Origin of the sequence: Streptomyces poriticola (genome assembly GCF_036689765.1) — a bacterium.
GTDB lineage: Bacteria > Actinomycetota > Actinomycetes > Streptomycetales > Streptomycetaceae > Streptomyces > Streptomyces poriticola.
Genome location: NZ_JBAGKH010000002.1, coordinates 376948 through 403847, shown reverse-complemented (window position 1 = coordinate 403847; position 26900 = coordinate 376948). Strand labels below are relative to the sequence as shown.

Sequence of the window (26900 nt, the reverse complement as noted above, 5' to 3'; positions counted from 1 at the left end):
CGGTGACGTGGAACACTGCACCGCATGCGACGCCTCTTCCCTGTGACCCACCTGACCGACGAACCGGGCTCCGGCTCCGCGGAGGACCACGAGTGGAGCCTCGCCGAGCTCGCCGCCGCCTACGCCTACCCGGAGCCGGGCGGTGCCGGGGCGGCGTGGCTGCGCGCCAACATGGTCGCGAGCCTGGACGGCGCCGCCCAGCACGACGGCCGCTCGCAGCCCATCTCCAGCGCCGCCGACATGCGGATCTTCGGCACGCTGCGGGCGCTGTCGGACGTGGTGGTCGTCGGTGCCGAGACGGTGCGCCGGGAGGGGTACCGCCCGGCCCGGGCGCGGGCGGAGTTCGCCGAGGCCCGGCGGTCCGCAGGGCAGGGCCCGGCACCGGCGATCGCGGTGGTCAGCGCCGGTCTGGAGCTCGACTTCACGCTGCCGCTGTTCACCTCGCCCCTGGTGCCCACCCTGGTCCTCACCGGCGCGGCCGCGCCCCGCGAGCGGATCGCCGCGGCGGAGCGGGCCGGCGCCCGCGTGGTGATCGCCGGTGACGGTGTCGGGGCGGAGCCCGGCCGGGCCGTCGCGGCCCTGGCCGGGCTCGGCCACACCCGGCTGCTCACCGAGGGCGGCCCCCGGCTGCTCGGCCAGTTCGTCGCGGCGGGTGTGCTCGACGAGCTGTGCCTGACCGTGTCACCGATGCTCACCGCGGGTGACGCCCAGCGCGTCGCCGGCGGGCCGTCGGTGGCCGTGCCGCAGCGGTTCGCGCTGGTCTCCCTGCTGGAGGAGGAAGGTTTCCTCTTCAGTCGGTACCGGCGCGACTGACCTCGGTGCCGCTGCGCCGGCCGTAGATTCGTACGAGTGATGCCGCGCATCCGGGAATCGACGGAATCTTCCGTTCCGTTTAGCTTCCGGCGGGCACACTGAATCCGGCAGTACCCGTGCGAGCACGGGGCAGGATGGTTTCCGCAGGGCTGCTTCGGCCCGCGGCCGGTGGGCCCACGGGGGGCCCTCGAGCAGAAGGGGCGCCTGGTGTTCACAAGCGTTTTGATGATCGAGAAGGCACTGACGTCCGCCGACGTGGAGTTCGTCACCACCTTGCACGGGGACGAGTCGGTCTCCTTCCACGTGCTGCTCCAGCCGCGCGGCGACCAGGCGGACCGGCTGCTGCGGGCCATCGACGACGTGGCCCTCGGCGAGCTGGACGAGGCCGTCCGCGAGGGCGGGACCCCCGAGGGCGAGGAGGCGATGAGCGTGGGGCAGCGAGCCCTGGAGGTTTCCCTGGCCGCTCTGCACGCGGCCGGCAGCGAGGCCACCGGCCGGCTGGTCCAGGACCACCCGCTGGACGCGCTCAGGTCCCTGGTCGAGGAGTCCGGCGCCGACGAGGTGATCGTCCTGACCGACCCGCACTACGTGGAGGAGTTCTTCCACCGGGACTGGGCCTCCCGGGCCCGGCACAAGGTCGGCGTACCGGTCCTGAAACTCTTCTCCCACAGCAAGGCATAGGGTGGTCCGCGGTACGTCCGCCGCACACCGCGACCAACGCACGCACAGGGAGAACAGCACATGGCACCCGGCCTTCCCCCCGCCATGGACCGACCGCACTTCATCGGCATCGGCGGCGCCGGGATGTCGGGCATCGCCAAGATCCTCGCGCAGCGCGGCGCGAAGGTGGCCGGCAGTGACGCCAAGGACTCCGCGACCGCCGGGGCGCTGCGTGCGCTGGGCGCCACCGTGCACATCGGGCACGCCGCGGAGCACCTCGCCGACGACGCGAGCTGCGTGGTGGTCTCGTCGGCGATCCGGGAGGACAACCCCGAGCTGGCCCGCGCCGCCGAGCGCGGCATCCCGGTCGTGCACCGCTCCGACGCCCTCGCCGCCCTGATGACCGGCCTGCGCCCGATCGCGGTGGCCGGTACCCACGGCAAGACCACCACCACCTCGATGCTCGCCGTCTCCCTGTCCGAGCTGGGCCTGAACCCGTCGTACGCCATCGGCGGCGACCTGGACGCCCCCGGCTCCAACGCACTGCACGGCGAGGGCGAGATCTTCGTGGCAGAGGCGGACGAGAGCGACCGCAGCTTCCACAAGTACGCCCCCGAGGTCGCGATCGTCCTCAACGTCGAGCTGGACCACCACGCCAACTACGCCTCGATGGACGAGATCCACGAGTCCTTCGAGACCTTCGCGGCGCGGATCGTCCCCGGCGGCACCCTGGTGATCGCCGCCGACCAGGAGGGCGCGCGGGAACTGACCCGGCGGCTCGCCGGGTCGGTGCGGACGGTGACCTACGGCGAGTCCGAGGACGCCGACGTGCGCATCCTCTCCGTGCTCCCGCAGGGTCTGAAGAGCGAGGTCACGGTCGTCCTGGACGGCACCGAGACCACCTTCACCGTCTCCGTCCCCGGCCGCCACTACGCGCACAACGCCGTGGCCGCGCTGGCCGCGGGCGCCGCCCTCGGCATCCCCGCCGCGGAGCTCGCCGCCGCGCTGGGCGCCTACACCGGTGTCAAGCGCCGTCTGCAGCTCAAGGGCGAGGCGGGCGGCGTCCAGGTGATCGACTCCTACGCCCACCACCCCACCGAGATGACCGCCGACCTGGAGGCGATGCGGGCCGCGGCCGGCGACGCCCGCATCCTCGTCGTCTTCCAGCCGCACCTGTTCTCCCGCACCCAGGAGCTGGGCAAGGAGATGGGCCAGGCGCTGTCCCTGGCGGACGCCTCGCTGGTCCTCGACATCTACCCGGCCCGCGAGGACCCGATCCCCGGCATCACCAGCGACCTCGTCGTCGAGGCGGCCCGCGCGGCCGGCGCGGACGTGACGCCCCTGCACGACAAGGCCGAGGTGCCCGAGGCGGTCGCGGGAATGGTGAGGCCCGGTGATCTCGTTCTCACCATGGGCGCGGGCGACGTCACCGACCTCGGACCGCGCATCCTGGACCGTCTGCCGAAGTGAACGAAGTGAGGGGCTGAAGGCTCATGCCGTACGACGTCGAGAAGCCGGACGAGCAGTGGCGCGCGGAGCTGAGCCCGGCCGAGTACGCCGTGCTGCGCCAGGCCGGCACCGAGCCCGCCTTCACCGGCGAGTACACCGACACCAAGACCGAGGGCGTCTACTCCTGCCGCGCCTGCGGCGCCGAACTGTTCACCTCGGAGACGAAGTTCGAGTCCCACTGCGGCTGGCCGTCCTTCTTCGACCCCAAGGACACCGACGCCGTCGAACTGCTGGAGGACCGGTCGCACGGCATGGTGCGCACGGAGGTGCGCTGCGCCCGCTGCGGCTCCCACCTCGGGCACGTCTTCCGCGGCGAGGGCTACCCGACGCCGACGGACCAGCGGTACTGCATCAACTCGATCTCCTTGCAGCTGAATCCGGGCGAGAGCTGACGGACGGCGTGCCGCCCGATACCTCGGGCGGGATCGCGGGCGGCAGGTACCAGAAGCTGAACCCGGTCACGTTCCGGGAGTCGCCCGAGTACCTGCCCAACCGCGTGCTGCGCGGCGCCGACGACCCGCGTCCCGGCTTCGCCCGTCAGCGCATCGGACGGGTCGTCAACGACATCACCGACGCCCCGATCGGCGCCGACCACGAGGCGTTCGCAGGCCGTATCGCCGAGCAGGTCGACCACCCCCGGCGCCGCGGACCCGGCCTCGGGCTGGATCAGCCGCACCACCCGCAAACTCACGGCGACCGAACTGGCGCGCCGCGCACTCGGCGACGGCCATGGTGCCCACGCGTCCGCGACGCCATCGCCGCCACCATCTCCACCCTGCCGGACCAGTTGCGGCTCACCCTGACCTGGGACCAGGGCGCGGAGATGGCCCCGCACGCCCAACTACGTTTCGACAGCGGGTTGGAGATCTACCTTGCCGATCCGCACAGACCCTGGCAGCGAGGCACCAACGAGAACACCGACGGACTGCTGCGGCAGTACCTCCGACTTGTATGGGGGCTAGCGGTGTTCGTGATCGGGTTGGCCGCCGTAGCGTGCCGCAGGACGCCGGGCAGGCTGACTCGAGTACTTCCTGCCGCCCTCGCGGGCCGGCTCTCTTTGGGTGTGACGACCTGCCCGGTGTCCGTTCGCGGCTTGACTCGACAGAGGCATGAGCATCGGCCACCCCGCGCCTCTTGAAGTCGGGATGTCAACTGCGGATCCCAGTGACCCGACGACCGAGAACGGGAGACGCCGATGAACGCTACGAGCGCTTCGACGGCCGGTCGAGCTCGGCCACGGAGAAAGCCGAGGCCGCCTTGAGAACCTCGTTGGCCCGCCGCAGTTCAGCATTCTCGGCCTTGAGGCGCTCGATCTCCGCAGACTCCTCCGACGACCGCCTTCATCGCAGCCCACTCCGTTGGGTGGTTGGGGCGGATCTCGGCGACCGTGCGCACCGCGCGCTCACGAAGCTCGGGCGGGTAGGGGGACGGACGTGCCATGACTCGATCCCCTCAGGGAATCGAGCCTCCATCAGATCCGGAGCGGTTCGGGAGGCTGAGGAGCATCCAGGTCAGATCGTGCGCCAACCCCTCGGCGGCCCCAGTCAGCTCTGTGCGCATCGTCGGACAGTGCCCCACGCCGCACGGCGTGGGGCACTGCGTCATCTACTGCCGGTCCGCGGCCGGTGGCTCGCCCCGGCCGATGGTCATGGACCAGTGCACCCCGGACGGGGCGGTCACGCTCACCGTGCCCCGCTTCTCCACTCCGGAGACGCCGACCTGGTTATAGGTGGTCGTCGTCTCACCTGCCAGGCACTCCAACGGGAACGACACATTGACCGCCTTCACCGCGACCTTCATCGTCCCGGCCCCTCGGCAGCGCACCGCCACGATCAGCACATCGCCGGCCGCGCCCTTGGCGTAGGAGAAGCTGGCATTGCCCCTGGTCTCGGGCTGCCGGCCCGCCATGCGCTCGCTGCCGTCCAGCTCCGGCGGCTCAGCCACCGGTACCTGGCCCTCCTCCGGCTGCCCGGACGACGCCGGTGCAGAAGACGACGGGGCCGGCTTCCCGCTCGACGCATCGCCAGGCGCCGAGGAATCCGTACACCCGGCCACCACCAGCGTCACCGCGACGCCAGCGACCGGCAACAGGCGGCGCACCTCAGTTCTCCCAGATGTACCAGCCGACACGACGCGGCGTGTAGATCGTCACGTTGTTCTTCACACCGTTCGTGCAGTTCGCGTACTTGTACTGGCTGTAGCCGTAGCTCTTCAGCCGGTACACCCCGTACTTGGCGTTGGTGGTCTTCTTCGGCGGCGTGTCCACCGCGATCCTGTTGCCTGTCGACACGCTCATCTCAGCGGAGACGTTGACGTCGAACTCCGACTCGATGTCGATGATCGCCACCGACACCTTCACACCCAGCTTCCCGCTGTAGGAGACGCCGACCTTCCCCGCCACCTCGGACGTGAACGTCGACCTCGCCGTACGCGACGTGCCGTTGTAGTTGGACTGTGTGACCCCGACCCCCTTGTGGTAGTCCTTGCTCTTCGACGTCGCGAAGTACCGGTAGCCCGGCTCACAGGCCCGGCCGTCCGGCTGGTCAACCGGCGGCTTGACGGGCACCGACGGCAGATCATCCACCTGCTCCGGCTCAGCATGGACCAGATTGCTCTCCTCCGGCTCAGCCGGCGGTGCAGTCTGAACCGGTTCGGTCGGCTCCGGTCCGGCCGCGAACGTGGGAGAGGCGCTCCCCAGGGCCAGCAGCAGCGCGGTCACAGCGATGATCGGTCGTGTTCTGCGCATCACAGAGTTCCCCCTCTGTCAGGTCCCCATCAGCAGAGACCAAGGGTGGAAATCAACCATGATCACGACACGCCGGCCCAGAAAACGATCAAAAACTGAGGAAGATCTGAGCTATGCGTCGCCCGCCGAGGTTCACTCGTGGTCGGCCTCGTCCAGGAAGAAGTCCCGATCCAGATCCGTCCGCGAAGGCACCCCGTCGGAGGCCCCATACCCGGGCCGCCTGATCATCCGTAAGGAACACGACCGCTACCACAACACTCCGAAGGTCGACAACAGCGACCCGCGAAGGCTCTGACGAGCAATCGCCTCAGGGGTAGCGCCTCGCAGGAGCACGAACAGCCCTGTCAGCGATCCGACCGGGGGTGCACGGTGAACAGGCCCACGAGTGACGCGGACGGCATGCGGCCCGGGAAACTGTACGACGCGGCAACGGGGCTGGCCGGCCCCTCGCCTACTTCCCTGGACCACCCCGGACGGGAACCCCTGCTGTCTCAGCAGCGACGGCAGGGGCTGCCGGTCGATGCTCGCCGACGGCATCGAAGCCGTCCAACTCGACATGGGCGAAGAGTTGCTGGAACACGCCCGCGAAGTCCTGGCGCCCGGTGCGCGATCGCTGTCGGCCACCGAGTACCGCTGGCTCGCCTCACGGCTGGCCGAGGCCCTTACCGACGCTCTCCGGGCGGCCGAATCGCGCGGACAGCGCATTCCGGGGACCCGCAGGAAGAGGCGGCCGAGCACGCGTGAAACCGGCACGCCGGTCCGGAAGCGCTACCGCTTCCGCGAGTACCACGTGCCGCCGTCGTGGACCCGATGACCCTGCCCACCTTCGAGGCCGTCTGCGCCATCGGCGAAGACCACGACTGCGGTGCCACCTCCGGCGAAGTGCACACCGAGGACGAACTGACCCGCTGGATCGCCGAACACTGCGCCCAGACCGGCCTCGACTTCTACCACCGCACCACCCGCGCCACCCTCCGCGCCGAACCCGGAGCATGGCAGCAGCAGGGCCTCCCGCCGCGCCCGCTGCCCGCGCCCTCTGACGGCAGTAGCGACGGCAACAACCACGGATTTCCCCGCACAGTCACGGACACCAGCGGAACGCAAAACTCGCTCTGGAGCGCCGCCGGGGATGCACGTCGCCGTGCCCCACCCGGACGCCCCCGCCGCTCTGCCGACCGAGGCGACAGTAGACGGTTTGCCGCCGGCCCGCCCGGCCGGATAGGAAGCTTGCATGCTCAGAGGCGGCAAGGTCGGGCTCAGGGCCCGGCACGAGGACGACATCCCGGTCCTGCGGACCGAGCTCTACGACGACGTGGTCAACGCATCGCGGGCCGAGGGCGGGCCGTGGCGGCCGATCACGCCCGGCTCGAAGGATCCGCGGCTCGTGGTGGACGACAAGGAACAGGGAAGCGTCCAGTTCTCCGTGGTGGAGCTGGACGGCGGCTCGCTGATCGGCACCGCGACGCTGTGGGGCATCGACAACCACAACCGGTCCGCGCACATCGGCCTCGGCCTGCTGCCGTCCACCCGCGGCAAGGGCTACGGCACCGATGTGGTCGCGGTGCTGTGTCACTACGGTTTCGTCGTGCGCGGCCTGCAGCGGCTGCAGATCGAGACGCTGGCGGACAACGCCGCGATGCTGCGCTCCGCCGAGCGCAACGGCTTCGTCCGCGAGGGCGTGCTGCGCTCCTCGGCCTGGGTCATGGGCGAGTTCCTGGACGAGGTGCTGCTCGGGCTCCTCGTCCAGGACTGGAGGCAGGGCTCGACGGTCTAGGTCCCCGTGGCCGTCCGACCCGTCGAGGGCGGCGGCCCCTCGAGCAGGGGCCCGGCGGGGGCACATGTCCGGTCGCCCGCCTGCCGCGACCGCGAGAAGACGCAGTGGGCACAGTCGAGGTGCACGGGGGTACCCGTGCTCACAGGACCTTCCGCTGTACCAGCGCCGACAGCACCAGGGCCCCCGGCAGCAGGGGCACCCACACCGTGAGCACGCGGTAGCCGATGACGGCGGCCGTGGCCAGGTGCAGCGGGGCGCCGTAGGCGGCCATCGCGAACACCACGGCCGCGTCGACCGGACCGATGCCGCCGGGGGCGGGCACCGCGCCCACCGCCGCACCGGCGGCCAGGAAGGCGAACACCACCTGGGTCCAGGTCAGCGGCAGTCCGAGCGCGGCGCCGACCGAGTAGAGCACGCTCGCCTGGAACACCGGGGCGACGGCCGACCCGCCCCACAGGGCGAGCACCCGGCCGGGGCGGGCGTGCACGGCCCGTACGTCGGTCAGCGCGGTGCGCAGCAACTCCCGGGCGGGCCGGCGCAGCGGGCGGATCAACGCCATGGCCAGGGCCGCGAGGGCAGGGAGCAGCAGTACGCACGTGACGGCCACCAGCAGGGTGCGCCGGTCCGGCACCAGGTCACCGATCGCCAGCACGCCCGGGAAGGCCAGCAGGAAGAAGAGCAGCACCGGCATCTTCGCCAGCGGTTTCACCAGGGAGTAGAGCGCGATCGAGGCGGTGGCCCGGGGCAGCGGCACGCCCTGGCCCTGCAGGAAGCGCACGGTCACGGCGTGGGCGCCGATGCTCGCCGGAAGCACATGGTTCGCGGCACCCGCGGCGAACTGCGAGGCCAGCAGCAGGCCCGGGGGCAGCCGTTCCGGCAGAGCGCCCTGCCGGATGCAGGCGGCCACCACCCAGCCCAGGCAGGTGAAGAACAGCCCGGCCAGCAGCCACCACGGGTCGGCGGCGGCGAGCCGGGCGGCTCCGTCGCGCACGGAACGCCAGTCGACCGCCGCCCAGACGGCGATCAGCAGCAGCGGCAGCAGGCTGAGCGCATGCCGGGCGAGCCGCCCCGCGATGGGGGACCGGAGGCGGGCGGAGAGCGGCGGAGAGGCGGCGTCGAGCGGCAGCAGGGACACGGGGCACGTCGTCCTTCCGCGTCGCGCCCCCGGGGACCGGGGCGGACGGATACCAGGCGCGTCAGGGGTCAGTGGTAACCTTCCCGCCCGGCGTGACGTCATGGTGTCCGGCAGCCGACGCAGCGCGGGCCGGGTGACGACGACGTCGCCGGGACTCCGCCGCCCGGCACCGGGAGCACGTGGCCGCCGGGGTTCCGAGCGGCCGCCGGGCCACCGCACCGCTCAGCACATCGGTCCCCGCACCGGTCAGCGCACCGGCCACCGCACCGGTCAGCGCACCGGCCACCGCACCGGCCACCGACGGCTCACCAGCCGGTGACCACCAGGTGGTTGACCAGCAGCGCCGGCACGGCCTGGGCGGTGAGCCAGGCCCGCGGCCCGGGCAGCCACGCGCAGGCCGCCAGCAGCCAGACCGCGAACGGCAGCCAGATCCGCTCCGTCTCCGCCTTGCTCATACCGGACAGGTCGGCGATCAGCAGCGCGAGGAACGCGGCGGCGATCAGCAGGGCGAGCCGCTGGTCGGGGATCCGCGGAGGTCCGAACGGCCCCATGGCCCGGCCGGGCCGTCCGGTGGGCGGGCCGGGGCGCCACCGCAGCCGGCCCAGCCGCACGGCGCACCGGCGCAGCCCGGCGACCGTCGCCGGCCCCACCACCAGCACCGTGCAGGCCAGATTGGCCCACACCCAGTACTGGTACGGGCGGATGCCGCCCGCCCCCTGGTAGTAGCGGGTGACCAGGGTGCGGTACGCCTCCCACCAGTCGAAGCCGAGCGACGTGAACACCACCGGCAGTACCGCGAACCCGGCCAGCAGCCAGGGCAGCGGGCGCAGCCGCTCCCGGCCCAGGAACAGCACGGCCGCGGCGATCACCGCGAACAGCGTCAGGCCGTACGACAGATACAGCGTCAGGCCGAACAGCAGTCCCGAGGCCAGTCCCGTCCAGCGGGGCCGGTGGCCGGTCACCGCCAGCGCCAGGAACGCGACCGCCCACGCGGTGACCGCCGCGAAGTACCCGTCGGCCGACGCGCCCACCCACACCGCCGCCGGGGCCAGCACCAGGAACGGGGCGGCCCGGCGGGCGAGGCTCTCGTCGGCGAGGGTGCGGACGGTGACCAGGATCGCCGCTGCGGCCGTCGTACCCACGGTGATGCAGAACGCGCCCGCCCAGCCCCCACCGCCCAGCCCGACCCGGTCCAGCAGCACGAAGGTGAGGGTGGCCGCCGGAGGATGCCCGGCGACATGCGCGGGCCAGTTGTCCGGCGACTGAAGCAGGATGTGCCCGGTGAAGCCGGCAAGCGCGGCCGGGATGTCCGCGAACCGGTCGATGACCTGGAGGTACTCGTGCCGGGTGGTGAGCCGCCCGACGACGCCCCGCTCCCAGCCGTCGATCAGCGCCAGCGACCAGGTCCAGGCCTGTCCCACCACCCAGGTCGCCAGCAGCAGCGGACGCCAGCGCAGCCGGGCCGCGAGCACCGGGCCGTACGCCACCACCGCGACCGCGACGGCGAGTGCCGCCGGGGTGCCGGGGCCGACATGCGGGATCCAGTGGCCCACCAGCGGCGGCGCGTCGACACGGAGGGTGCCGTCCCGGCGCTGGACGGCACTGCCGATCAGCACGGCGGCCAGTACGAGCAGGGCGGCGCCGGCTACGGCGTACAGGTCACGGAGGAGTGCGCGGTTCACACCGGCACGCTAGGGCGCGGGAACCCGCACGGGGCCCCGACGTGCACGGACGTCAGCGTTTCGTCATCGTTCGCTGCCCCGAACCGGGCCGTCGCCCGCCTACCGTCGGTACATGGCACGGTCTCCCTTCTCGCCCGCCTTCTGGCGCAGCCCGCTGCGCGGCCCCCGGTTCACGGGGGTCCTCGGAGTGGTTCTGCTCGGCGGGATCACTCTGCTCTTCGTCACGGGTCTGCTGTCGTACGCGGCCTACAACCCCGACCTGTCGCCGGTGAACGACCAGACGCCGGACAAGGGCCTCCTCGGCTTCTACCTGTTCTCCTGGCCGACGAATCCGTCCTGGCTGTACCGGCTCACCCAGGGCGTCCATGTGACGCTCGGCGTCACGCTCGTCCCGGTGCTGCTGGCCAAGCTGTGGTCGGTGGTGCCACGGCTGTTCACCCTTCCGCCGGCCCGCTCGCTCGCCCACGCCCTGGAGCGGCTGTCGCTCGTCCTCCTGGTCGGCGGCGCGCTGTTCCAGTTCACGACGGGGATCCTCAACATCCAGCTCGACTACGTCTTCCCCGGCTCCTTCTACCCCCTGCACTTCTACGGCGCCTGGGTGTTCTTCGCCGCCTTCGTGGCCCACGCCGTGCTGAAGACCCCGACGGCGCTGCGCAATCTGCGCCGGATGCGGGCGGGGGAGGAGCGGGAGCGGCCCGAGGAGCGCACCGACCTGGTCGCCCCCGAGCCCGACCCGCCCACCGTCTCCAGGCGCGGCGCGTTCGGGCTGGTCGGGGGCGCCTCGCTGCTGCTGTTCGGCACCACCGTGGGGCGCAGCTTCGACGGTCCGCTGCGGCGCACCGCGCTGCTCGCCCCGCACGGCTGGACCGATCCGGGCGGCGGACCCGGCGGCTTCCAGATCAACAAGACCGCCGCGTATGCCGGGATCGACCGCGGCGAGACGACCGCGGACGCCTGGCGGCTGGTCGTCACCGGCCCCGCCGGGACCGTCCGCCTCAGCCGCGCCCGGCTGATGGAACTGCCGCAGCACAGCGCGGCGCTGCCCATCGCCTGTGTGGAGGGCTGGTCGACCGGGGACCAGTGGTGGCGGGGCGTACGGCTGCGCGATCTCGCGGCGCTGGTCGGGTACGAGGAGGACCCGCCCGATGTGTTCGTGGAGTCGCTGCAGCGCCGTGGCGCGTTCCGGCGGGCGGCGCTGCGCGCCAACCAGGTCGCCGACCCGCGCTCGCTGCTCGCCCTGGCCGTCAACGGCGAGGATCTGACGCTGGACCACGGCTACCCGGCACGGACCATCGTGCCGGCGGCGCCCGGTGTGCTGAACACCAAGTGGGTGACCCGGATGGAGTTCGGAGACCTGTGATGCGCGACCTGCGATGCGGAGACCTGTGATGCGCCGACCCGTGCTGCGCCGACCCGCGCTGCGACTGCCCGCTCCCCGGTGGCCGGCCGGGCGGCCGGGGTTCGTCCTGGGCAGCCCCCTGCAACTGCTTCTGCTCGCCTGTTCCTTCGCCCTCGCCGGCTATGCGGGCGTGCGGCTGCTCGCCGGGGACTGGTTCGGAGTGCTGCTGTGGTTCGTGGGCGCTGCCCTGGTGCACGACCTGGTACTGGTTCCGCTGTACGGCGCGGCCGACCGGGCCCTGGTGCGGGGCGCGGGGCGACGCCGGGACCTGGTCGCGTACGTCCGGGTCCCGGCGGTGCTGTCGGGGCTGCTGCTCCTGGTGTGGTTCCCGCTGATCAGCGGGCGGGTGGCGGAGCGCTACGAGGGAGCCGCGGGACTGTCCACCGACGGGTTCCTGGCCCGCTGGCTGCTGGTCAGCGCCGCGCTGTTCGGCGGCTCGGCGCTGCTGCTGGTGCTGCGGCTGCGCAGGGCGACGAAACAGCGCCCCCCGGCGGACCACTGACCCTCCGCCAGCCAGCCTGCGCGGTCCGCGTACCGCAGCAGGGCGGGGGTGCCCAGCCGCGCCCACGGGAACGGGCTGCCGACCGTGCCGTGCGCGTCGGTGACATGCACCAGCACCCGCTCGTCCACGTCCCGCTGCGGGACCGTCTCGGCGATCAGGAGCCCGCCGGAGGTCAGCAGCAGTGCCATCCGGGCGAACAGGGCGTCCGGGTCGCCGCCGATGCCCACGTTGCCGTCCATCAGCAGCGCGGTGTCCCACGTCCCCTCACCGGGCAGCCGCTCGAACACCGAGCGCCGCAGGGCCCGGCCGCCGAGCCGTACGGTGCGGGCCACCGCCTCCTCGCTCACATCGATGCCGAGCGCCCGCCGACCCCGTGTGCACAGGGCCGCCACCAGCCGTCCCGGCCCGCAGCCGACGTCCAGCACGGATCCTTCGCAGCGCCGCAGCACCGTCAGGTCGGCCGGGTCGGCGTCCGCGCACCAGCGCTCCACGTCCAGCGGCAGCAGCCAGCCGTCCGTCCGGCGCAGGAACAGCGGACCGCGCCCGGCGCGCACGGCCCGGTCGTAGGGCCCGGCGGCCCAGGCACGCTCCACGCCGACCGGCCGCAGTTTCCCGGGCCACCCGAACTCCGGCGCCCACCGGCCGAGCCCTGCCGAGCTTCCTGATGCCCGCTCGCCGGGTCCGGGTGCGGTCTCGGGTGCCCGCTCGCCGAGTCCGGGTGCGGGTCCTGACGCCTGCTCGCCGAGTTCTGTGGCGCTCACGGGCGCCCGCGAACCGAGCGCTGCGGTGGTCCGTGGTGCCTGATCACCGAAGTCGGCCGCGCTTCCTGGCGGCTGCGGACCGAAGTCCGCCGCGCTTCCCGATGCCCCCGGAGCGAGCGCTGCTGTGGTTCCTGAGGCGTGCTCGCCGAGTCCGGCCGCGGACTCCGGGGCTCGGGGACCGAGCGCTGCAGTGGTTCCCGGCGCTCGCTCGCCGGGCCCCACCGTGGTCCCCGGTGCCCGCTCGCCGAACACTGCCGCGCCTCCCTGGGGCTGCTCGCCGGGCCCTTCAGTGGTTCCTTGGACCCGCTCGCCGAAGCCCGTCGCGTTCCCTGGCGCTTGCGAACCGCGCGCTGCCGTGGCCCCTGGTGCCCGCTCTCCGGGCTCTGCCGGGCTCCCCGGTGTCCGGTCGCCGGGCTCTGCCGCGCCGCCCGGTGCGTGCAGCGCCGGATGCCGCGTCTCCGACCGCTCCTCCGGTCCCGGAGAGCCCGGTGCCGGGTTCCGGGTATCGGTCCGGGGCTCCTGGAGCCGTGCGGTCTCGTCCCCGCCCCCGGTCCGGGGTTGCCGGCGGTGTGCTGTCCGGTCCCGGTCCCGGTCCCGGTTCGGGTTCGGGTTCGGGTTCGGGTCCTGGGCCCCGGTCCCGGACCCGGACCCGGACTGCCGGAGTCGTTCGGTCCCGTCCCTGGGCCCGGACCGGGACTCCGGGGGACGGGTTGCCGACTGCGGTCGCCCGGACCGGGCGTCCTGGACACGAGGGCCCGCCGTCTGCCGTATCCAGGCCGTCGTCCGGTCCCCCGGGCCGCTCATCGGCGCACCGCCGTGATGCCGGCCAGGCGACCGGCGAAGCGGCCGTCGGGGGTCTGCGCGGCGACCAGGCGGGCATCGGCCGCCGTGTCCACGTCCCGCAGCCGGGGCAGGTCGCGGACGCGCAGGCCCGCGAGACGGGCCCGCTGCACGGCGCCGGTGTGCGGGACCGACATCGGCACCCCTCGCACCCGCGCGGGGTCCGGCTCGGCCAGCCCCAGGGCCCAGAAGCCGCCGTCCTCGGCCGGCCCGAAGTACGCGTCGCAGTCCGTGAAGTCCACGGTCAGCAGCTCGGGTGTGACCTGCGGGGTGTCCATGCCGATGAGCAGCGCCGGGCCGTCACACCCGGCGAAGGCCGCGGCCAGCCGCTCGTCCAGGCCACCCGGGCACTGCGGTACGACGTCGAAGCCCGGCGGCAGCCAGGGACCTGGCGTCCCCTCCAGGACCAGCACCCGGCGCCGCGCCGGCGCGCCGGCGACGGCGGCCAGCGTGTCGGCGAGCGCCGCCTCCGCCAGCGCGGCTGCCTCCTCGGGCGTGAACGGCGGCGTCAGCCGGGTCTTCACCCGGCCCGGTAGCGGCTCCTTGGCGATCACGAGGAGCGTCGGCCGCACCGGGCTCACTGGCCGGCCCCTTCCCGTACCGCCGCGGCGGGCGGCTCGGCCAGCACCCGGCGCATGTCCCGCACCGCGTGCCAGGTCCCGCGCCAGGTCCCGGTCACCTTGGAGGTCCCGGCCCGCGGCAGATACGGCACCTCGTGCTCGGCGACGCGCCAGCCCGCGTCAGCGGCGCGCACCACCATCTGCAGCGGGTAGCCGCTGCGCCGGTCGGTCAGCTCCAGGGCGAGCAGCGCCTCGCGCCGGGCGGCGCGCAGCGGGCCGAGGTCGTGCAGCCGGAACCCGGTGCGGCGGCGCAGCATGCGGGCCAGCACCAGGTTGCCGGCCCGCGCATGCGCGGGCCATGCTCCCCTGGCCGTGGGCCGGCGCCGGCCGAGCACCAGGTCGGCGGTGCCCGAGTCCACCTCGCGGACGAAGGGCACCAGGTCGGCCGGGTCCAGCGAGGCGTCGCAGTCGCAGAAGCAGACGATGTCGGCCGTGGCGGCGGTCAGCCCCGCGTGGCAGGCGGCGCCGAAGCCGCGCCGCTCCTCGCGCACCACCGTCGCACCGAGCGAGCGGGCCAGCTCCGCCGAGCCGTCCGTGGAGCCGTTGTCCACGACGACGGCCCGCCAGCCGTCCGGAATGCGCTCCAGCACCCAGGGCAGCGCCTCGGCCTCGTCGAGACAGGGGAGTACGACGTCCACGGACGGTGCACCGGGGAGCCGGCCGGCTCTGGTGGGTCCGGAGGGTTCGGGGGAAGAGGTGGTCACGGTCTCACCCTACGAACATGAAACGGACATTTCAGTCATCGGCTCCTTACGAAACACGGACGTCCCGCCCCGGCCGCGCCACAACCGCGCGCGTGGTGCGAGGCTTGCGGCATGGAGCAGCAGCAGTCGCCGCCGCAGGCCGGCGCACGGGTCCTCGTCGTCGACGACGACCCCACCGTCGCCGAGATCGTCACCGGCTATCTGGACCGGGCCGGATACGTCGTGGACCGGGCCGGCGACGGGCCCGCCGCCCTGGCCCGGGCCGCCGCCAACCGGCCCGACCTCGTCGTCCTGGACCTGATGCTGCCCGGCATGGACGGGCTGGAGGTCTGCCGCCGGATGCGCGGCGCCGGACCCGTGCCGGTGATCATGCTCACCGCCCGCGGCGACGAGGACGACCGCATCCTCGGCCTGGAGGTCGGTGCGGACGATTACGTCACCAAGCCCTTCAGCCCCCGGGAGCTGGTGCTGCGCGTCGAGTCCGTGCTGCGCCGCACCCGCCCGCCCGGCGCCGCCGCACCCACTCTGCGTGCGGCCGGGCTCCGGCTCGACACCGCGGCCCGCCGCGCCACCAAGAACGGCACCGAACTGGCCCTCACCATCCGCGAGTTCGACCTGCTCGCCTTCTTCCTGCGGCACCCCGGCCGGGCATTCAGCCGCGAGGAGCTGATGCGCGAGGTGTGGGGCTGGGACTTCGGCGACCTGTCCACCGTCACCGTCCATGTCCGCCGGCTGCGCGGCAAGGTCGAGGACGACCCGGCCCGGCCCCGCCTCATCCAGACGGTGTGGGGCGTGGGCTACCGCTTCGAGCCCTCCCACGACGGGGAGTGACCGTGCGCGACACCCTGCTCATCGCCCTGTTCGCCTTCCTCGGCGCAGCAGCTGCCGGGCTGCTCGGCGCCGGAGTGCTGCTGCTGATCAGGCGGCGCTCGCTGACCGCGCACCTCACCGTGGTCGCCGCCGTCGCCGTCACCGCGATGCTGGCCGGCACCCTCGCGGTCGCCCAGGCGATGTTCCTGTCCCCGCACGACCTCACCGTGGTCACCACCGTGGTCGCCATGGCCGCCGTCGTCTCCCTGGTCACCGCCCTGCTGCTGGGCCGCTGGGTCGTCGCCCGCAGCCGCGCCCTGACACTGGCCGCCCGTTCCTTCGGCGACGGCGGCGACTTCGCCGCCCCGGACGGCCCCGCCACCGCCGAGCTCGCCGCGCTCAGCCGCGAGCTGGAGGCGACCAGCGCCCGGCTCGCCGAGTCCCGCGACCGGGAACGCGCCCTGGAGACCTCCCGGCGCGAACTCGTCGCCTGGATCTCGCACGACCTGCGCACCCCGCTGGCCGGGCTGCGCGCCATGGCCGAGGCACTGGAGGACGGGGTCGCCGCCGACCCGGACCGGTATCTGAAGCAGATCCGCACCGAGGTGGAGCGCCTCAACGACATGGTCGGCGACCTGTTCGAACTCTCCCGCATCCACGCCGGCACCCTCAGCCTCTCGCTGACCCGGATGTCCCTGTACGACCTGGTCGGCGACGCCCTCGCGGGCGCCGACCCGCTCGCGCGCGAACTGGGCGTACGGCTGGTCGGGGACGGGGTGGACGCGGTGCCGGTGGAGGTGGACGGCAAGGAGATGAGCCGGGTGCTGGGCAATCTGCTGGTCAACGCCATCCGGCGGACACCCGCGGACGGCACGGTCGCCATCGCCGCCGAGCAGTCCGCCGACGGTGTGGTGCTGTCCGTCACCGACGGTTGCGGCGGCATCCCCGACGAGGACCTGCCCCGTGTGTTCGACACCGGCTGGCGCGGCACCCACGCCCGCACCCCTCCCGCCGGCGCCGGGCTGGGCCTGGCCATCGTCCGCGGCATCGTCGAGGCCCACCGGGGCAGCGCCTCCGTGCGCAACGTCTCCGGCGGCTGCCGCTTCGAGGTCACCCTGCCCACCGCCCGCGGCTGATCCCGGCCCACGGCAGCGCACCGGCGCGCCCCCCGGTCTCCGGGCCCACCGCCCCCACCGCCGGCCCGGGGCCCGGCTCGGCGACCGCCGGGAACCCCCCGGGGCGAGTGCCGGGCGAGCCCCGCCGTCCCCGGGGCGGACGTGCACCGGTGGTGGGTCCTCCGGCGGGGCCGGTGCCGGGTGGCCGGCGGTGGTGCCTGCAGATCGGGTACCGGGCGGCCGGGTGCTGTCCGGCCGGACGCGCGCCGGGTCGATGGCTGCCGCTTCTGGCGGTCGGGGACGAAGGCGTGGGCCGCCGCTGGTGCCGGTCGGGTGTGGGGCGTGGGTGCTTCTGCGGGGCCGGTGCCGGGTGGCCGGCGGTGGTGCCTGCTGGTCCGGTGGCGGGCGGCGGGGGTTGCCGGGCGGGGTGTGCGCGGGGTGGCCGGCCGTTGCTCCTGGCGGTGAGGAGCGGGCCGCCCGCCGTCCCCCGAGGAGCGGGCCGCCCGCCGTCCCCCCGGACGGTGCTCCCGCCACCGGCGCGCGTCGTACGGCGCTCGCCGGGCCGGGCGCGTCCTCCGGCCGCCCCTCCCGCGCCGCCGCTCACGAGCGTGCGAACTCCGCCATGCCCTGCGCGAAGCCCACCTCCGGCCGCCAGCCCAACTCCTCGCGCAGCCGGGCCGAGTCGGCGGTGATGTGCCGTACGTCGCCGAGCCGGTACTCGCCGGTCACCACCGGCTCGGGCCCGCCGTGGGCGGCGGCGAGCGCCCGTGCCATCTCGCCGACGGTGTGCGGCTCACCGCTGCCGGTGTTGTACGCCGTCAGCGCCCCCGCCGCCGGATCCGCCTCCAGGGCCGCCGCGTTGGCCGCCGCGACATCCCGTACGTGGACGAAGTCCCGCCGCTGCCGCCCGTCCTCGAACACCCGCGGCGCCTCGCCCCGGGCCAGCGCTGAGCGGAAGAAGGAGGCGACGCCCGCGTACGGGGTGTCGCGGGGCATCCGCGGGCCGTACACGTTGTGATAGCGCAGGGACACCGCCGAGGAACCGGTCGCGCGGGCCCAGGCCGCCGTCAGATGCTCCTGGGTCAGTTTGGTCGTCGCATAGACGTTCCGCGGATCGGCCGGCGCGTCCTCGGACACCAGCTCCGGCGACAGATCCGCCCCGCACACCGGGCACGCCGGTTCGAAGCGCCCCGCCGCCAGTTCAGCGACCGCGCGCGGCCCCGGCCGTACCGCGCCGTGCCGGGCGCAGGCGTACCGGCCCTCCCCGTACACCACCATCGACCCGGCCAGCACCAGGTGCCGCACCCCCGTCTCCGCCATGGCGGTCAGCAGTACCGCCGTGCCCAGGTCGTTGCGGGAGACGTACTCCGCCGCGTCCGCGAAGCCGGTGCCCAGGCCGACCATCGCCGCCTGGTGGCTCACCGCGTCCACACCGGCCAGCGCACGGCGCACCGCGGCCGGGTCCCGCACATCCGCCGCCGGGTCGGCGCGGACGTCGTACACCACGGCCTCGTGGCCGCGCGCCCGCAGCGCCTCGACGACATGGGACCCGATGAACCCGGCACCGCCGGTGACCAGTACGCGCATGCGCTCACGCTAGAACCGGGAGGCCCTCCGGGCGGCGGGCCGCGCCCGGGACGTCACCGCTCCGTAAGAGACCCGGCGACGGAACCCGCACGGGCGTCCGCACCGCGCCGTGCGTCCGCACCGGGGAACGGGCCTCCGCCGGCCCGAACGCGACCACCTGCACGCCGAGCCGCGTCGGGGCGCCCGGCCCGTGCGAGGAGCACCAGGCCGTGGACCGCACCTGTGCGCGGTGGTGAAGGGCCGGTCGGTGCGGCGCGCGGCCGGACTGCGGCGTGCGGCCGGGGCACGGCGGTTCTGCCTCGACAGGGCGGCTACGTGGTCGCCGCCGGTGGACCGTGGTGGGCGAGGGCACGGCACCCCGAGCGTGGCGACCACGTCGGTGACGGGCGTACCGGGCGTCCGGCGGCCAGGTCGGTGTCGGCGTCACCGTCGTCGCCCCATTCCTGGCCGCGCCACCCCTGGCCGCCCCTCACCGCGGCGGGCCCGGTGGCCACAGCCGCCTTCGCGCCCGGTCCGGAGGGCGTCGCCCGGGTCGCCGCCCGCGAGGGCTGCTCGGTGTCCGCCGGGACGCGTGGGCGCCGCGGACACGGCGGGCACGGCGGGCACGGCGGACACCGAGCGCCGCGTGCTGCGCACCGCCAGTCCTCCCGCCAGGCCTCCGCCGGCCGCCTGGACGTCGGTGCCGCAGGACCCGGCGTCTAGACTCTCCCGGCAAACTGCCCGTACGCACCTGGCCAGTACGACCGGTACGTACACAGATGTCCGCCCACCCGGAGGGTATTCGGCGCCTTGATACGGATGGAATCAGTCACCAAGCGGTACCCGGACGGCACCGTGGCGGTCGACCGGCTGTCGCTGGAGATGCCCGACCGCTCGATCACGGTCCTCGTCGGACCCTCGGGCTGCGGCAAGACCACGACCCTGCGGATGATCAACCGGATGGTCGAGCCCAGCGAGGGCACCATCCTCCTGGACGGCGCGGACATCCAGCAGCAGCCGGTCACCGCCCTGCGCCGGTCCATGGGATACGTGATCCAGAACGCCGGGCTGTTCCAGCACCGGACGATCATCGACAACATCGCCACCGTGCCCCGCATGCTCGGCTGGGGCAAGCACAAGGCGCGCGCCCGGGCGGCCGAACTGATGGAGCGCGTCGGCCTGGACACCGCCCTCGGCAAGCGGTACCCGTACCAGCTCTCCGGCGGTCAGCAGCAGCGGGTCGGCGTCGCCCGGGCACTTGCCGCGGACCCGCCGGTGCTGCTCATGGACGAGCCGTTCTCGGCCGTCGACCCCGTGGTCCGCAAGGGCCTGCAGGACGAACTGCTGCGCCTGCAGGAGGAACTGGGCAAGACCATCGTCTTCGTCACCCACGACATCGACGAGGCAGTCAAGATCGGCACCATGGTCGCCGTGCTGCGCGAGGGCGGCCGGCTCGCCCAGTGCGCGCCGCCCGCCGAACTGCTCTCCGACCCCGCCGACGCCTTCGTCGAGGACTTCCTGGGCGCCGACCGCGGCATCCGCCGACTGTCCTTCTTCCCGTCCGCCGCCCTGGAGCCGACGACCGGTCCGGTGGTCCCGGCCGACGCCACCGCCGAACGCATCGCCGCCGCCGACGCCGTCCCCCACCTGCTGGTCACCGACCCGGACGGCAGGCCGCTCGGCTGGAGCGAGCCCCGGCACCTCACCGCCGGCGACATCCGCACCGAGCGGCTGCTGCCCTACGGGCGCCCGTTCACGCCCGGCACCGACTCACTGCGCGCCGCCCTGGACTGCGCCGTGCTGTCGCCCACCGGCTGGGCCGTCGCGGTGGACGCCGACGGCCGGGTCACCGGCGTGGTCTCGCAGGCCGCCATCGGCGAGGCCATCCGCACCGCCCACACCGGGGACCGCCCGGACGCGAAGGTCGCCGGATGAGCGGCTACTTCGACATCCCCAGTGATCTGCAGAACACCTGGCTCGGGCTGATCGGACTGCACCTGCGCGAGGCGCTGCTCCCGGTGCTGGCCGGGCTGCTGCTCGCACTGCCGCTGGCGCAGCTGTGCGTGCGGCTGCGCTGGCTGTACCCGCCCGTGCTCGGGGTGACCACCGTGCTGTACGCCATCCCGTCGTTGGCGTTCTTCGTCGTACTGATCGACTACACCGGCCAGACCGAGCTGACCGTGATGATCCCGCTGGCCGTGTACAGCCTGGTGGTGCTGGTGCCGGCGATCGTCGACGGCGTCCGCTCGGTGCCCGAGGAGACCCTGGCCGCGGCCACGGCCATGGGCTTCGGACCGGTACGCCGCTACGCCCAGGTGCAGTTGCCGATCGCCGCGCCCGCGATCATCGCCGGCCTGCGGGTGGCCACCGTGTCCAGCATCTCCCTGGTCAGCGTCGGCGCCCTGATCGGCAACCAGGGCGCCCTGGGCAACCTGCTCGCCGCCGCGCAGAAGTACGACCGGCCCGAACTGGCGGTCAACTCGGTGGTCACCACCGCGGTGCTGGCGATCCTCTGCGACGCCCTGCTGGTGGGCGCCCGCATCCTGCTGACCCCGTGGATGCCGCGCGGCACCTACAGGCGCGCGCGGCCCGAGGGGCAGGCGCTGCCCGAACCGGAGGACCTGAGCCGGTGAACGTACTGAACTTCGTCGCCGCCTTCTTCGGCGACGCCGCCCACTGGCAGGGCTACGACGGCATCCCGCACCGGATCCTGGAACACGTCCAGTACTCGCTGCTCGCCCTCGCCCTCGCCGCCGCGATCGGCCTGCCCGCCGGGCTGCTGACCGGCCACACCGGGCGCGGCGGCAACGCGCTGGCGTTCGTCGCCACCGCCGCCCGCGCCCTGCCCAGCTTCGGCCTGCTGGTCCTGATGGCCGTGCTGCTCGGCATCGGCCTGCTGCCCGTGATGATCCCGCTGGTGGTGCTCGCCGTGCCGCCGATCCTGGTCACCACCTACGAGGCGGTGCGCTCGGTCGACCCCTCCCCGGTCGACGCCGCCCGGGGCATGGGCATGACCGAGACGCGCATCCTGTTCCAGGTGGAGATGCCCGTCGCCCTGCCGCTGATCCTGAGCGGGCTGCGCTCGGCGGCCATCCAGATCGTCTCCACGGCCACCATCGCCGCCTACGTCAGCCTCGGCGGCATCGGCCGGTACATCATCGACGGCCTGTACCAGCGGGACTACGAGAAGGTGGTCGGCGGCGCCACCCTGGTCGCCGCCCTGGCGCTGGCCACCCTGGCGGCGTTCTGGGCGGCTGGCCGGCTGGCCGTGTCCCCGGGCGTGCGCAGACGCTGACCACACCCGGTCCGGCCGCCGCTCCTGTCCGGTGCCGGCCGGTCCTGTCCGGCAGGAAAACGTAACCAGGCCGTTGTTGACTGACCGACAAGCGGCTGGATTGGATCGACGAATGACTTCAACGGCGCAGAGCAGCAGGTCCAGGACGAGGCACACCGGCGCGGCGGCCGTCGCGCTCACCGCCGCCGCGGCCCTGCTCGCGGGCTGCTCGTCCGGCGACACCTCCGACAACCCGCTCGCCGGGGAGAAGGCCGGGGCCGGCACCGTCGTCGTCGGATCCAACAACTTCGCCGAGAGCACCCTGCTCGCGGACATCTACGGCGAGGCCCTGCGGGCCAAGGGTCTCAAGGTCGCCTACAAGCACAACATCGGCAGCCGTGAGACCACCTACGGCCTGATGAAGAACGGCTCCGTCACCGTGCTCCCGGAGTACAACGGCGCCCTGCTCGCCTACCTCGACTCCGAGGCCACCCCCGCCACCGTCGAGGAGACCACGGCCGCGATCGAGAAGAAGCTGGACGGAAAGCTGACGCTGCTTCAGCCCTCCGCCGCGCAGAACAAGGACTCGATCAGCGTCAACGCCGAAACCGCGAAGAAGTACGGGCTCACCGCCGAGTCCTCGATAGCCGACCTGGAGGACATCGCGGACGAGCTGGTCATCGGCGGCTCCCCGGAGTTCCAGACCCGGCACCAGGGCCTGGCGGGCCTGAAGTCCGTCTACGGCGTGGAGTTCAAATCCTTCAAGGCGCTGGACGCGGGCGGCCCGCTGACCCAGACCGCGCTGAAGGACAACACCGTCCAGGCGGCCGACATCTTCACCACGGACCCGACCATCACCCGGGAGAAGTTCGTCGTCCTGAGGGACCCGGAGAACCTCTTCGGCTTCCAGAACGTGCAGCCGCTGGTCCGTGAGGGCGACCTCTCCCAGGAGGGCGCCGACGCGCTCGACGCCGTGTCCGCCGCGCTCGACACCGAGACGCTGATGGACCTGGACGCCCAGGTCCAGTTGGACAAGAAGGACCCGCTGGACGTGGCCAAGGCCTGGCTGAAGTCGGTGGGGCTGGACTGACGCACGAGCCCGGGGCCAGGTGAGATATCGTGAAGGCGGGGCTGCCGGGGGGGTGAGACGGGGGGCCTGCCCTGTTCCTTCCAGCGCAGGAGTGTTCCGCCAATGGCGAGGCAGCTACGCGCCGAGCAGACGCGCGCGACGATCATCAGGGCCGCCGCCGACCTGTTCGACCGTCACGGCTACGAATCGACCAGCCTGAGCGACATCGTGGCGCACGCGCGCGTCACGAAGGGCGCCCTCTACTTCCACTTCGCGGCGAAGGACGACCTCGCCCACGCCATCATGGAGCTGCAGTCCAGAACTTCCCGCCGGCTGGCGGCGGAGCTGGACAGCAGGGGCTACTCCTCGCTGGAGTCGCTGATGCGGCTGACGTTCGGCATCGCCCGGCTCTCCGTCGAGGGGCCGATACTCCGCGCCGGACTGCGGCTCGCCACCGAGGGCCACCAGGTGCGGCCCCCGCTGCGGCATCCGTACACGGAGTGGATGGAGCTCGCCTCCACCCGGCTCGCCGGCGCCGTCGAGGCCGCCGACGTGCACCCGGACGTCGACGTCGACGCCGTCGCACACGCCCTGGTCGCCTCCTTCGTCGGCAGCGACGTCGTCGGCCGCACCCTGGACCCCGCCTCCCGCCGGCCCCGCAGGGTCGCCGAGATGTGGCGCCTGATGATCCGGGCCCTGGTCCCGGTGACCCGCCGCGCCCGCTACGTCACCCTTGCCGCCCGGCTGGAACGGGAGGTGGGCAGGACCTGACACCCGCGGGCGCCGGCAGACCGGCAGACCGGTTGACCGACAGCCGGGCGGACGGGCGGACGGGCGGACCATCAGGGCGGAAGCGGGCGGCGCCGCGGGCGGACGAATTCCCGCTGATTCACGCGATGGTGTGATCATGTGCCGCCCCGCGGATGCCGGCTCGGGGCCTTGGGTAGGGCCCCGGCCATGACGCAGCAGCCCTTCGAACTCCCCCACTTCTACATGCCGTACCCCGCGCGGCTCAATCCCCATCTCGACGAGGCCCGGGCCCACTCGACGGTGTGGGCGCGCGACATGGGCATGCTGGAGGGCTCCGGAGTCTGGGAGCAGGCCGACCTGGAAGCGCACGACTACGGCCTGCTCTGCGCCTATACCCACCCCGACTGCGACGGGCCCGCCCTGTCCCTGATCACCGACTGGTACGTGTGGGTCTTCTTCTTCGACGACCACTTCCTGGAGAAGTACAAGCGTACCCAGGACCGTGACGCGGGCAAGGCCCACCTGGACCGGCTGTCCCTGTTCATGCCGCTCGACCTCACCGCCGAGGTCCCCGAGCCGGAGAACCCGGTGGAGGCCGGCCTCGCCGACCTGTGGGCGCGCACCGTCCCGGCGATGACGGCCGAATGGCGCCACCGCTTCGCCGTCGCCACCGAGCACCTGCTCAACGAGTCCCTGTGGGAGCTGTCCAACATCAACGAGGGGCGGATCGCCAACCCCGTCGAGTACATCGAGATGCGCCGCAAGGTGGGCGGCGCCCCCTGGTCGGCCGGACTCGTCGAGTACGCCACCGCCGAAGTGCCCACCGCCGTCGCCGGGGCCAGGCCGCTGCGGGTGCTGATGGAGACCTTCTCCGACGCCGTCCACCTGCGCAACGACCTGTTCTCCTACCAGCGCGAGGTCCAGGACGAGGGCGAACTCAGCAACGGCGTCCTGGTGCTGGAGACCTTCTTCGGCTGCACCACCCAGCAGGCCGCCGAGACCGTCAACGACGTCCTCACCTCCCGACTGCACCAGTTCGAGCACACCGCGTTCACCGAAGTCCCCGCCCTCGCCGTGGAGAAGGGGCTCACCCCCGCCGAGGCCGCCGCCGTCGGCGCCTATGCGAAGGGGCTGCAGGACTGGCAGTCCGGTGGCCACGAATGGCACATGCGCTCCAGCCGGTACATGAACGAACGGGCCCGTCCCGTCGCCCCCTGGCAGTTCCCGTCCGGCCCCGGCACGTCCGCCGCCGACATCGGCGCGCTGCTCGCCTCCGCCGGTGCGGAGCGGCTGCGCGCCTACACGCATGTGCCGTTCCAGAAGGTCGGCCCGGCCCGGATCCCCGAGATCTACATGCCGTTCCCGCTCGAGCTGAGCCCCGCCCTCGACGGCTCCCGCAGGCATCTGTCCCGGTGGGCGGCACAGATGGGCATCCTCAGCGAGGGCGTGTGGGACCAGGACAAGCTCGAGAGCTGCGACCTGGCCCTGTGCGCGGCCGGACTGGACCCGGACGCCACCCAGGAGCAGCTCGACCTGGCCTCCGACTGGCTGGCCTTCGGCACCTACGGCGACGACTACTACCCGCTCGTCTACGGCCACCGCCGAGATCTCGCCGCCGCCCGGCTGACCACCGCCCGGCTGACGGCGTGCATGCCGCTGAACGGCGAGCCGGTGCCGCCGCCGGCCAACGCCATGGAGCGTTCCCTGATCGACCTGTGGGCCCGCACCACCGCGGACATGACGCCGGAGGAGCGGCGCCCGCTGAAGACGGCCGTGGACGCGATGACCGAGTCCTGGGTGTGGGAGGTGTCCAACCAGCTCCAGAACCGCGTCCCCGACCCCGTCGACTACCTGGAGATGCGCCGCGCCACCTTCGGCTCCGACCTCACCCTCGGCCTGTGCCGCGCCGGCCACGGCCCCGCCGTCCCGCCCGAGGTCTACCGCAGCGGACCCGTCCGCTCCCTGGAGAACGCGGCGATCGACTACGCCTGCCTCCTCAACGACGTGTTCTCGTACCAGAAGGAGATCGAGTACGAGGGGGAGATCCACAACGCCATCCTCGTCGTGCAGAACTTCTTCGGCATCGACTACCCGACCGCCCTGCACATCGTGCACGACCTGATGACCCAGCGCATGCACCAGTTCGAGCATGTCGTCGCCCACGAACTCCCCGTCGTCTACGACGACTTCCAGCTGTCCGACGAGGCCCGCGCCGTGATGCGCGGCTATGTCGAGGACCTGCAGAACTGGATGGCGGGCATCCTCAACTGGCACCGTGAGGTCCCCCGCTACCGGGCGGAGTACCTGGCCGGCCGCACCCACGGCTTCCTCCCCGACCGCGCCCCCGCCGTGCCCGTCCCCCGCGCGGCCCAGCCCGCACTCGGCTGACCCGCACCCACGGCCCGCGCGCCGGCACCCCGACCAGGGAGTGCCGGCGCGTACTCCTGCCGGTCGCCGCCGGGTCAGTCTCACTCGTTCGTGGCTCGTCGGCCGCCGGTGCGCCGGGTAGAGCTCCTGCCGGAGGCGAACCATGGAACAGACCGCGCTGCGTCCCAAGCCGATGCCCGGCCGGGAACGCGCCCAGGGCACCGCGCCCGGCCCGGCCCGGCGGACGCACGGCGGGCGCCGGCGCCGGCGCCGGCTCACCACCGTGCTGTCCGGACTGTTCGTCGGCACGGTCCTGGTCCTGACCGGCGTCGGGCTGGGGACGGTGGGCGCCGGAGTGATCGGCATGAGCAAGCTGGCCGAGCTGCGGCACCAGACGCAGGAGCCCGGCGCCGGGAAGCCGCCCGCCGCCCTTGCCGCCCCGTCCGGCGCCCCGCCCGCCCCGCCGTCCCCGGCGCCCGCCCGCGCCACGCTCGGTGTGGAGGCCGTGGACGACGAGCGGCCCGGCGCCCTGGTGGTCGGTATCCACGTGCCCGGCCCCGGCCACTCGGCGGGTCTGGTCCGCGGTGACGTCCTGCTGGCGTTCGGCAGCGCCCGTGTCGACTCCGCCGCCGACCTGGCCCGGGCCGTCGCCCGGGCCCGCCCCGGGGAGCGGGTCGAGCTGACGGTGCGCCACGAGAGCGGCGGATACCAGCAGCTCACAGTGGTCCCCGGGGTCGTCACCTGACGGCGGTACCGTCGCTTCCCCGCATGCCACCTCGCATTCCGTCCCGCACGGCGACCGGA

The 26900-nt window shown here is 73.3% G+C and carries 24 protein-coding genes and 3 pseudogenes; 18 read left to right on the top strand and 9 right to left on the bottom strand.

Annotated features, from left to right (window positions below):
• The first annotated feature begins 24 nt into the window (after positions 1 to 24).
• From V5O46_RS04490 to V5O46_RS04470, 5 genes and pseudogenes are all read left to right on the top strand, one after another.
• Positions 25 to 813: a pyrimidine reductase family protein gene (locus V5O46_RS04490; protein WP_332883072.1), complete on the top strand. Its 789-nt coding sequence runs from the start codon at positions 25 to 27 to the stop codon at positions 811 to 813.
• Between the two features lie 207 nt (positions 814 to 1020).
• The gene (locus tag V5O46_RS04485; RefSeq protein WP_332883071.1) at positions 1021 to 1494 is read left to right on the top strand and encodes an indole-3-glycerol phosphate synthase; all 474 of its coding nucleotides are present in this window, start codon (positions 1021 to 1023) and stop codon (positions 1492 to 1494) included.
• Positions 1495 to 1554: 60 nt separating this feature from the next.
• Positions 1555 to 2943, top strand: coding sequence for a UDP-N-acetylmuramate--L-alanine ligase (murC, locus tag V5O46_RS04480; RefSeq protein ID WP_332883070.1), 1389 nt, complete (start codon positions 1555 to 1557; stop codon positions 2941 to 2943).
• Positions 2944 to 2966: 23 nt separating this feature from the next.
• Positions 2967 to 3374, top strand: coding sequence for a peptide-methionine (R)-S-oxide reductase MsrB (gene msrB, locus V5O46_RS04475; RefSeq protein ID WP_332883069.1), 408 nt, complete (start codon positions 2967 to 2969; stop codon positions 3372 to 3374).
• Positions 3375 to 3707: 333 nt separating this feature from the next.
• Positions 3708 to 3922, top strand: a pseudogene (locus tag V5O46_RS04470) (IS30 family transposase); the annotation flags it as partial.
• Positions 3923 to 4176: 254 nt separating this feature from the next.
• Here V5O46_RS04470 and V5O46_RS04465 read toward each other — a convergent pair.
• The 3 genes and pseudogenes from V5O46_RS04465 to V5O46_RS04455 all read right to left on the bottom strand — a co-directional run.
• Positions 4177 to 4422: pseudogene (locus tag V5O46_RS04465) on the bottom strand (IS3-like element ISMyma3 family transposase); the annotation flags it as partial.
• A 165-nt stretch (positions 4423 to 4587) separates the two neighbouring features.
• Positions 4588 to 4926 (bottom strand): hypothetical protein, encoded by a 339-nt coding sequence (locus V5O46_RS04460; protein ID WP_332883068.1) that lies wholly within the window; start codon positions 4924 to 4926, stop codon positions 4588 to 4590.
• Between the two features lie 157 nt (positions 4927 to 5083).
• A complete protein-coding gene (locus V5O46_RS04455; protein WP_332883067.1) occupies positions 5084 to 5701 on the bottom strand; it encodes a hypothetical protein in 618 nt (205 codons plus the stop codon).
• Between the two features lie 547 nt (positions 5702 to 6248).
• On the opposite strand from V5O46_RS04455, the gene V5O46_RS04450 reads away from it, so the two are divergent.
• Positions 6249 to 6542: a hypothetical protein gene (locus V5O46_RS04450; RefSeq protein ID WP_332883066.1), complete on the top strand. Its 294-nt coding sequence runs from the start codon at positions 6249 to 6251 to the stop codon at positions 6540 to 6542.
• Positions 6543 to 6959: 417 nt separating this feature from the next.
• Positions 6960 to 7502, top strand: a complete 543-nt coding sequence (locus V5O46_RS04445) for a GNAT family N-acetyltransferase (protein ID WP_332883065.1) — start codon at positions 6960 to 6962, stop codon at positions 7500 to 7502.
• A gap of 139 nt (positions 7503 to 7641) precedes the next feature.
• Here V5O46_RS04445 and V5O46_RS04440 read toward each other — a convergent pair whose 3' ends face one another.
• Together V5O46_RS04440 and V5O46_RS04435 are read right to left on the bottom strand one after the other, a co-directional pair.
• Positions 7642 to 8637 carry a lysylphosphatidylglycerol synthase transmembrane domain-containing protein gene (locus tag V5O46_RS04440; RefSeq protein ID WP_408648888.1) on the bottom strand — a complete coding sequence of 332 codons (996 nt, stop codon included), beginning with the start codon at positions 8635 to 8637 and terminating at the stop codon, positions 7642 to 7644.
• 305 nt (positions 8638 to 8942) lie between these two features.
• A complete protein-coding gene (locus V5O46_RS04435; RefSeq protein ID WP_332883064.1) occupies positions 8943 to 10319 on the bottom strand; it encodes a hypothetical protein in 1377 nt (458 codons plus the stop codon).
• A 112-nt stretch (positions 10320 to 10431) separates the two neighbouring features.
• Between V5O46_RS04435 and V5O46_RS04430 the strand changes: the two genes are divergently transcribed.
• Both V5O46_RS04430 and V5O46_RS31815 read left to right on the top strand, forming a co-directional pair.
• Positions 10432 to 11679, top strand: a complete 1248-nt coding sequence (locus tag V5O46_RS04430) for a molybdopterin-dependent oxidoreductase (protein ID WP_332883063.1) — start codon at positions 10432 to 10434, stop codon at positions 11677 to 11679.
• A 28-nt stretch (positions 11680 to 11707) separates the two neighbouring features.
• Positions 11708 to 12220 carry a hypothetical protein gene (locus tag V5O46_RS31815; RefSeq protein WP_408648887.1) on the top strand — a complete coding sequence of 171 codons (513 nt, stop codon included), beginning with the start codon at positions 11708 to 11710 and terminating at the stop codon, positions 12218 to 12220.
• A 182-nt stretch (positions 12221 to 12402) separates the two neighbouring features.
• Here V5O46_RS31815 and V5O46_RS31810 read toward each other — a convergent pair.
• The 3 genes and pseudogenes from V5O46_RS31810 to V5O46_RS04415 form a co-directional block, all read right to left on the bottom strand.
• Positions 12403 to 13785: pseudogene (locus tag V5O46_RS31810) on the bottom strand (methyltransferase domain-containing protein); the annotation flags it as partial.
• Entirely contained in the window at positions 13782 to 14393 is a 612-nt protein-coding gene (locus tag V5O46_RS04420) for a TIGR04282 family arsenosugar biosynthesis glycosyltransferase (protein ID WP_408648903.1), read from the bottom strand. The gene V5O46_RS04420 and the pseudogene V5O46_RS31810, both read right to left, overlap by 4 nt.
• Positions 14394 to 14398: 5 nt before the next feature.
• Positions 14399 to 15145: a glycosyltransferase family 2 protein gene (locus V5O46_RS04415; protein WP_408648885.1), complete on the bottom strand. Its 747-nt coding sequence runs from the start codon at positions 15143 to 15145 to the stop codon at positions 14399 to 14401.
• A 111-nt stretch (positions 15146 to 15256) separates the two neighbouring features.
• On the opposite strand from V5O46_RS04415, the gene V5O46_RS04410 reads away from it, so the two are divergent.
• Together V5O46_RS04410 and V5O46_RS04405 are read left to right on the top strand one after the other, a co-directional pair.
• The gene (locus V5O46_RS04410) at positions 15257 to 15976 is read left to right on the top strand and encodes a response regulator transcription factor (protein ID WP_332883061.1); all 720 of its coding nucleotides are present in this window, start codon (positions 15257 to 15259) and stop codon (positions 15974 to 15976) included.
• Between the two features lie 2 nt (positions 15977 to 15978).
• Entirely contained in the window at positions 15979 to 17091 is a 1113-nt protein-coding gene (locus V5O46_RS04405) for a sensor histidine kinase (protein ID WP_332883060.1), read from the top strand.
• Positions 17092 to 17670: 579 nt separating this feature from the next.
• Here V5O46_RS04405 and V5O46_RS04400 read toward each other — a convergent pair.
• The gene (locus V5O46_RS04400) at positions 17671 to 18657 is read right to left on the bottom strand and encodes an NAD-dependent epimerase/dehydratase family protein (protein WP_332883059.1); all 987 of its coding nucleotides are present in this window, start codon (positions 18655 to 18657) and stop codon (positions 17671 to 17673) included.
• Positions 18658 to 19446: 789 nt separating this feature from the next.
• On the opposite strand from V5O46_RS04400, the gene V5O46_RS04395 reads away from it, so the two are divergent.
• From V5O46_RS04395 to V5O46_RS04365, 7 genes are all read left to right on the top strand, one after another.
• Complete coding sequence (locus tag V5O46_RS04395) at positions 19447 to 20571, top strand: ABC transporter ATP-binding protein (protein ID WP_332883058.1); 1125 nt, start codon at positions 19447 to 19449, stop codon at positions 20569 to 20571.
• Positions 20568 to 21269, top strand: coding sequence for an ABC transporter permease (locus tag V5O46_RS04390; RefSeq protein ID WP_332883057.1), 702 nt, complete (start codon positions 20568 to 20570; stop codon positions 21267 to 21269). The genes V5O46_RS04395 and V5O46_RS04390 overlap by 4 nt, the downstream gene beginning before the upstream one ends.
• Positions 21266 to 21931 carry an ABC transporter permease gene (locus V5O46_RS04385; RefSeq protein ID WP_332883056.1) on the top strand — a complete coding sequence of 222 codons (666 nt, stop codon included), beginning with the start codon at positions 21266 to 21268 and terminating at the stop codon, positions 21929 to 21931. The genes V5O46_RS04390 and V5O46_RS04385 overlap by 4 nt, the downstream gene beginning before the upstream one ends.
• A 112-nt stretch (positions 21932 to 22043) precedes the next feature.
• On the top strand, positions 22044 to 23000 hold the full coding sequence (locus tag V5O46_RS04380; RefSeq protein ID WP_332883055.1) for an ABC transporter substrate-binding protein: 957 nt from the start codon (positions 22044 to 22046) through the stop codon (positions 22998 to 23000).
• Between the two features lie 102 nt (positions 23001 to 23102).
• A complete protein-coding gene (locus V5O46_RS04375) occupies positions 23103 to 23750 on the top strand; it encodes a ScbR family autoregulator-binding transcription factor (RefSeq protein WP_332883054.1) in 648 nt (215 codons plus the stop codon).
• 186 nt (positions 23751 to 23936) lie between these two features.
• Positions 23937 to 26117, top strand: a complete 2181-nt coding sequence (gene cyc2 / locus V5O46_RS04370; protein ID WP_332883053.1) for a germacradienol/geosmin synthase Cyc2 — start codon at positions 23937 to 23939, stop codon at positions 26115 to 26117.
• Between the two features lie 142 nt (positions 26118 to 26259).
• A complete protein-coding gene (locus V5O46_RS04365) occupies positions 26260 to 26841 on the top strand; it encodes a PDZ domain-containing protein (protein WP_332883052.1) in 582 nt (193 codons plus the stop codon).
• Positions 26842 to 26900 lie beyond the last annotated feature (59 nt).

Coding starts and splice junctions, on each gene's coding strand:
- V5O46_RS04490 (WP_332883072.1), top strand. CDS start 25: ATGCGACGCCTCTTCCCTGTGACCCACCTGACCGACGAACCGGGCTCC.
- murC (WP_332883070.1), top strand. CDS start 1,555: ATGGCACCCGGCCTTCCCCCCGCCATGGACCGACCGCACTTCATCGGC.
- msrB (WP_332883069.1), top strand. CDS start 2,967: ATGCCGTACGACGTCGAGAAGCCGGACGAGCAGTGGCGCGCGGAGCTG.
- V5O46_RS04450 (WP_332883066.1), top strand. CDS start 6,249: ATGCTCGCCGACGGCATCGAAGCCGTCCAACTCGACATGGGCGAAGAG.
- V5O46_RS04445 (WP_332883065.1), top strand. CDS start 6,960: ATGCTCAGAGGCGGCAAGGTCGGGCTCAGGGCCCGGCACGAGGACGAC.
- V5O46_RS04430 (WP_332883063.1), top strand. CDS start 10,432: ATGGCACGGTCTCCCTTCTCGCCCGCCTTCTGGCGCAGCCCGCTGCGC.
- V5O46_RS31815 (WP_408648887.1), top strand. CDS start 11,708: ATGCGCCGACCCGTGCTGCGCCGACCCGCGCTGCGACTGCCCGCTCCC.
- V5O46_RS04410 (WP_332883061.1), top strand. CDS start 15,257: ATGGAGCAGCAGCAGTCGCCGCCGCAGGCCGGCGCACGGGTCCTCGTC.
- V5O46_RS04400 (WP_332883059.1), bottom strand. CDS start 18,657: ATGCGCGTACTGGTCACCGGCGGTGCCGGGTTCATCGGGTCCCATGTC.
- V5O46_RS04390 (WP_332883057.1), top strand. CDS start 20,568: ATGAGCGGCTACTTCGACATCCCCAGTGATCTGCAGAACACCTGGCTC.
- V5O46_RS04380 (WP_332883055.1), top strand. CDS start 22,044: ATGACTTCAACGGCGCAGAGCAGCAGGTCCAGGACGAGGCACACCGGC.
- V5O46_RS04375 (WP_332883054.1), top strand. CDS start 23,103: ATGGCGAGGCAGCTACGCGCCGAGCAGACGCGCGCGACGATCATCAGG.
- cyc2 (WP_332883053.1), top strand. CDS start 23,937: ATGACGCAGCAGCCCTTCGAACTCCCCCACTTCTACATGCCGTACCCC.
- V5O46_RS04365 (WP_332883052.1), top strand. CDS start 26,260: ATGGAACAGACCGCGCTGCGTCCCAAGCCGATGCCCGGCCGGGAACGC.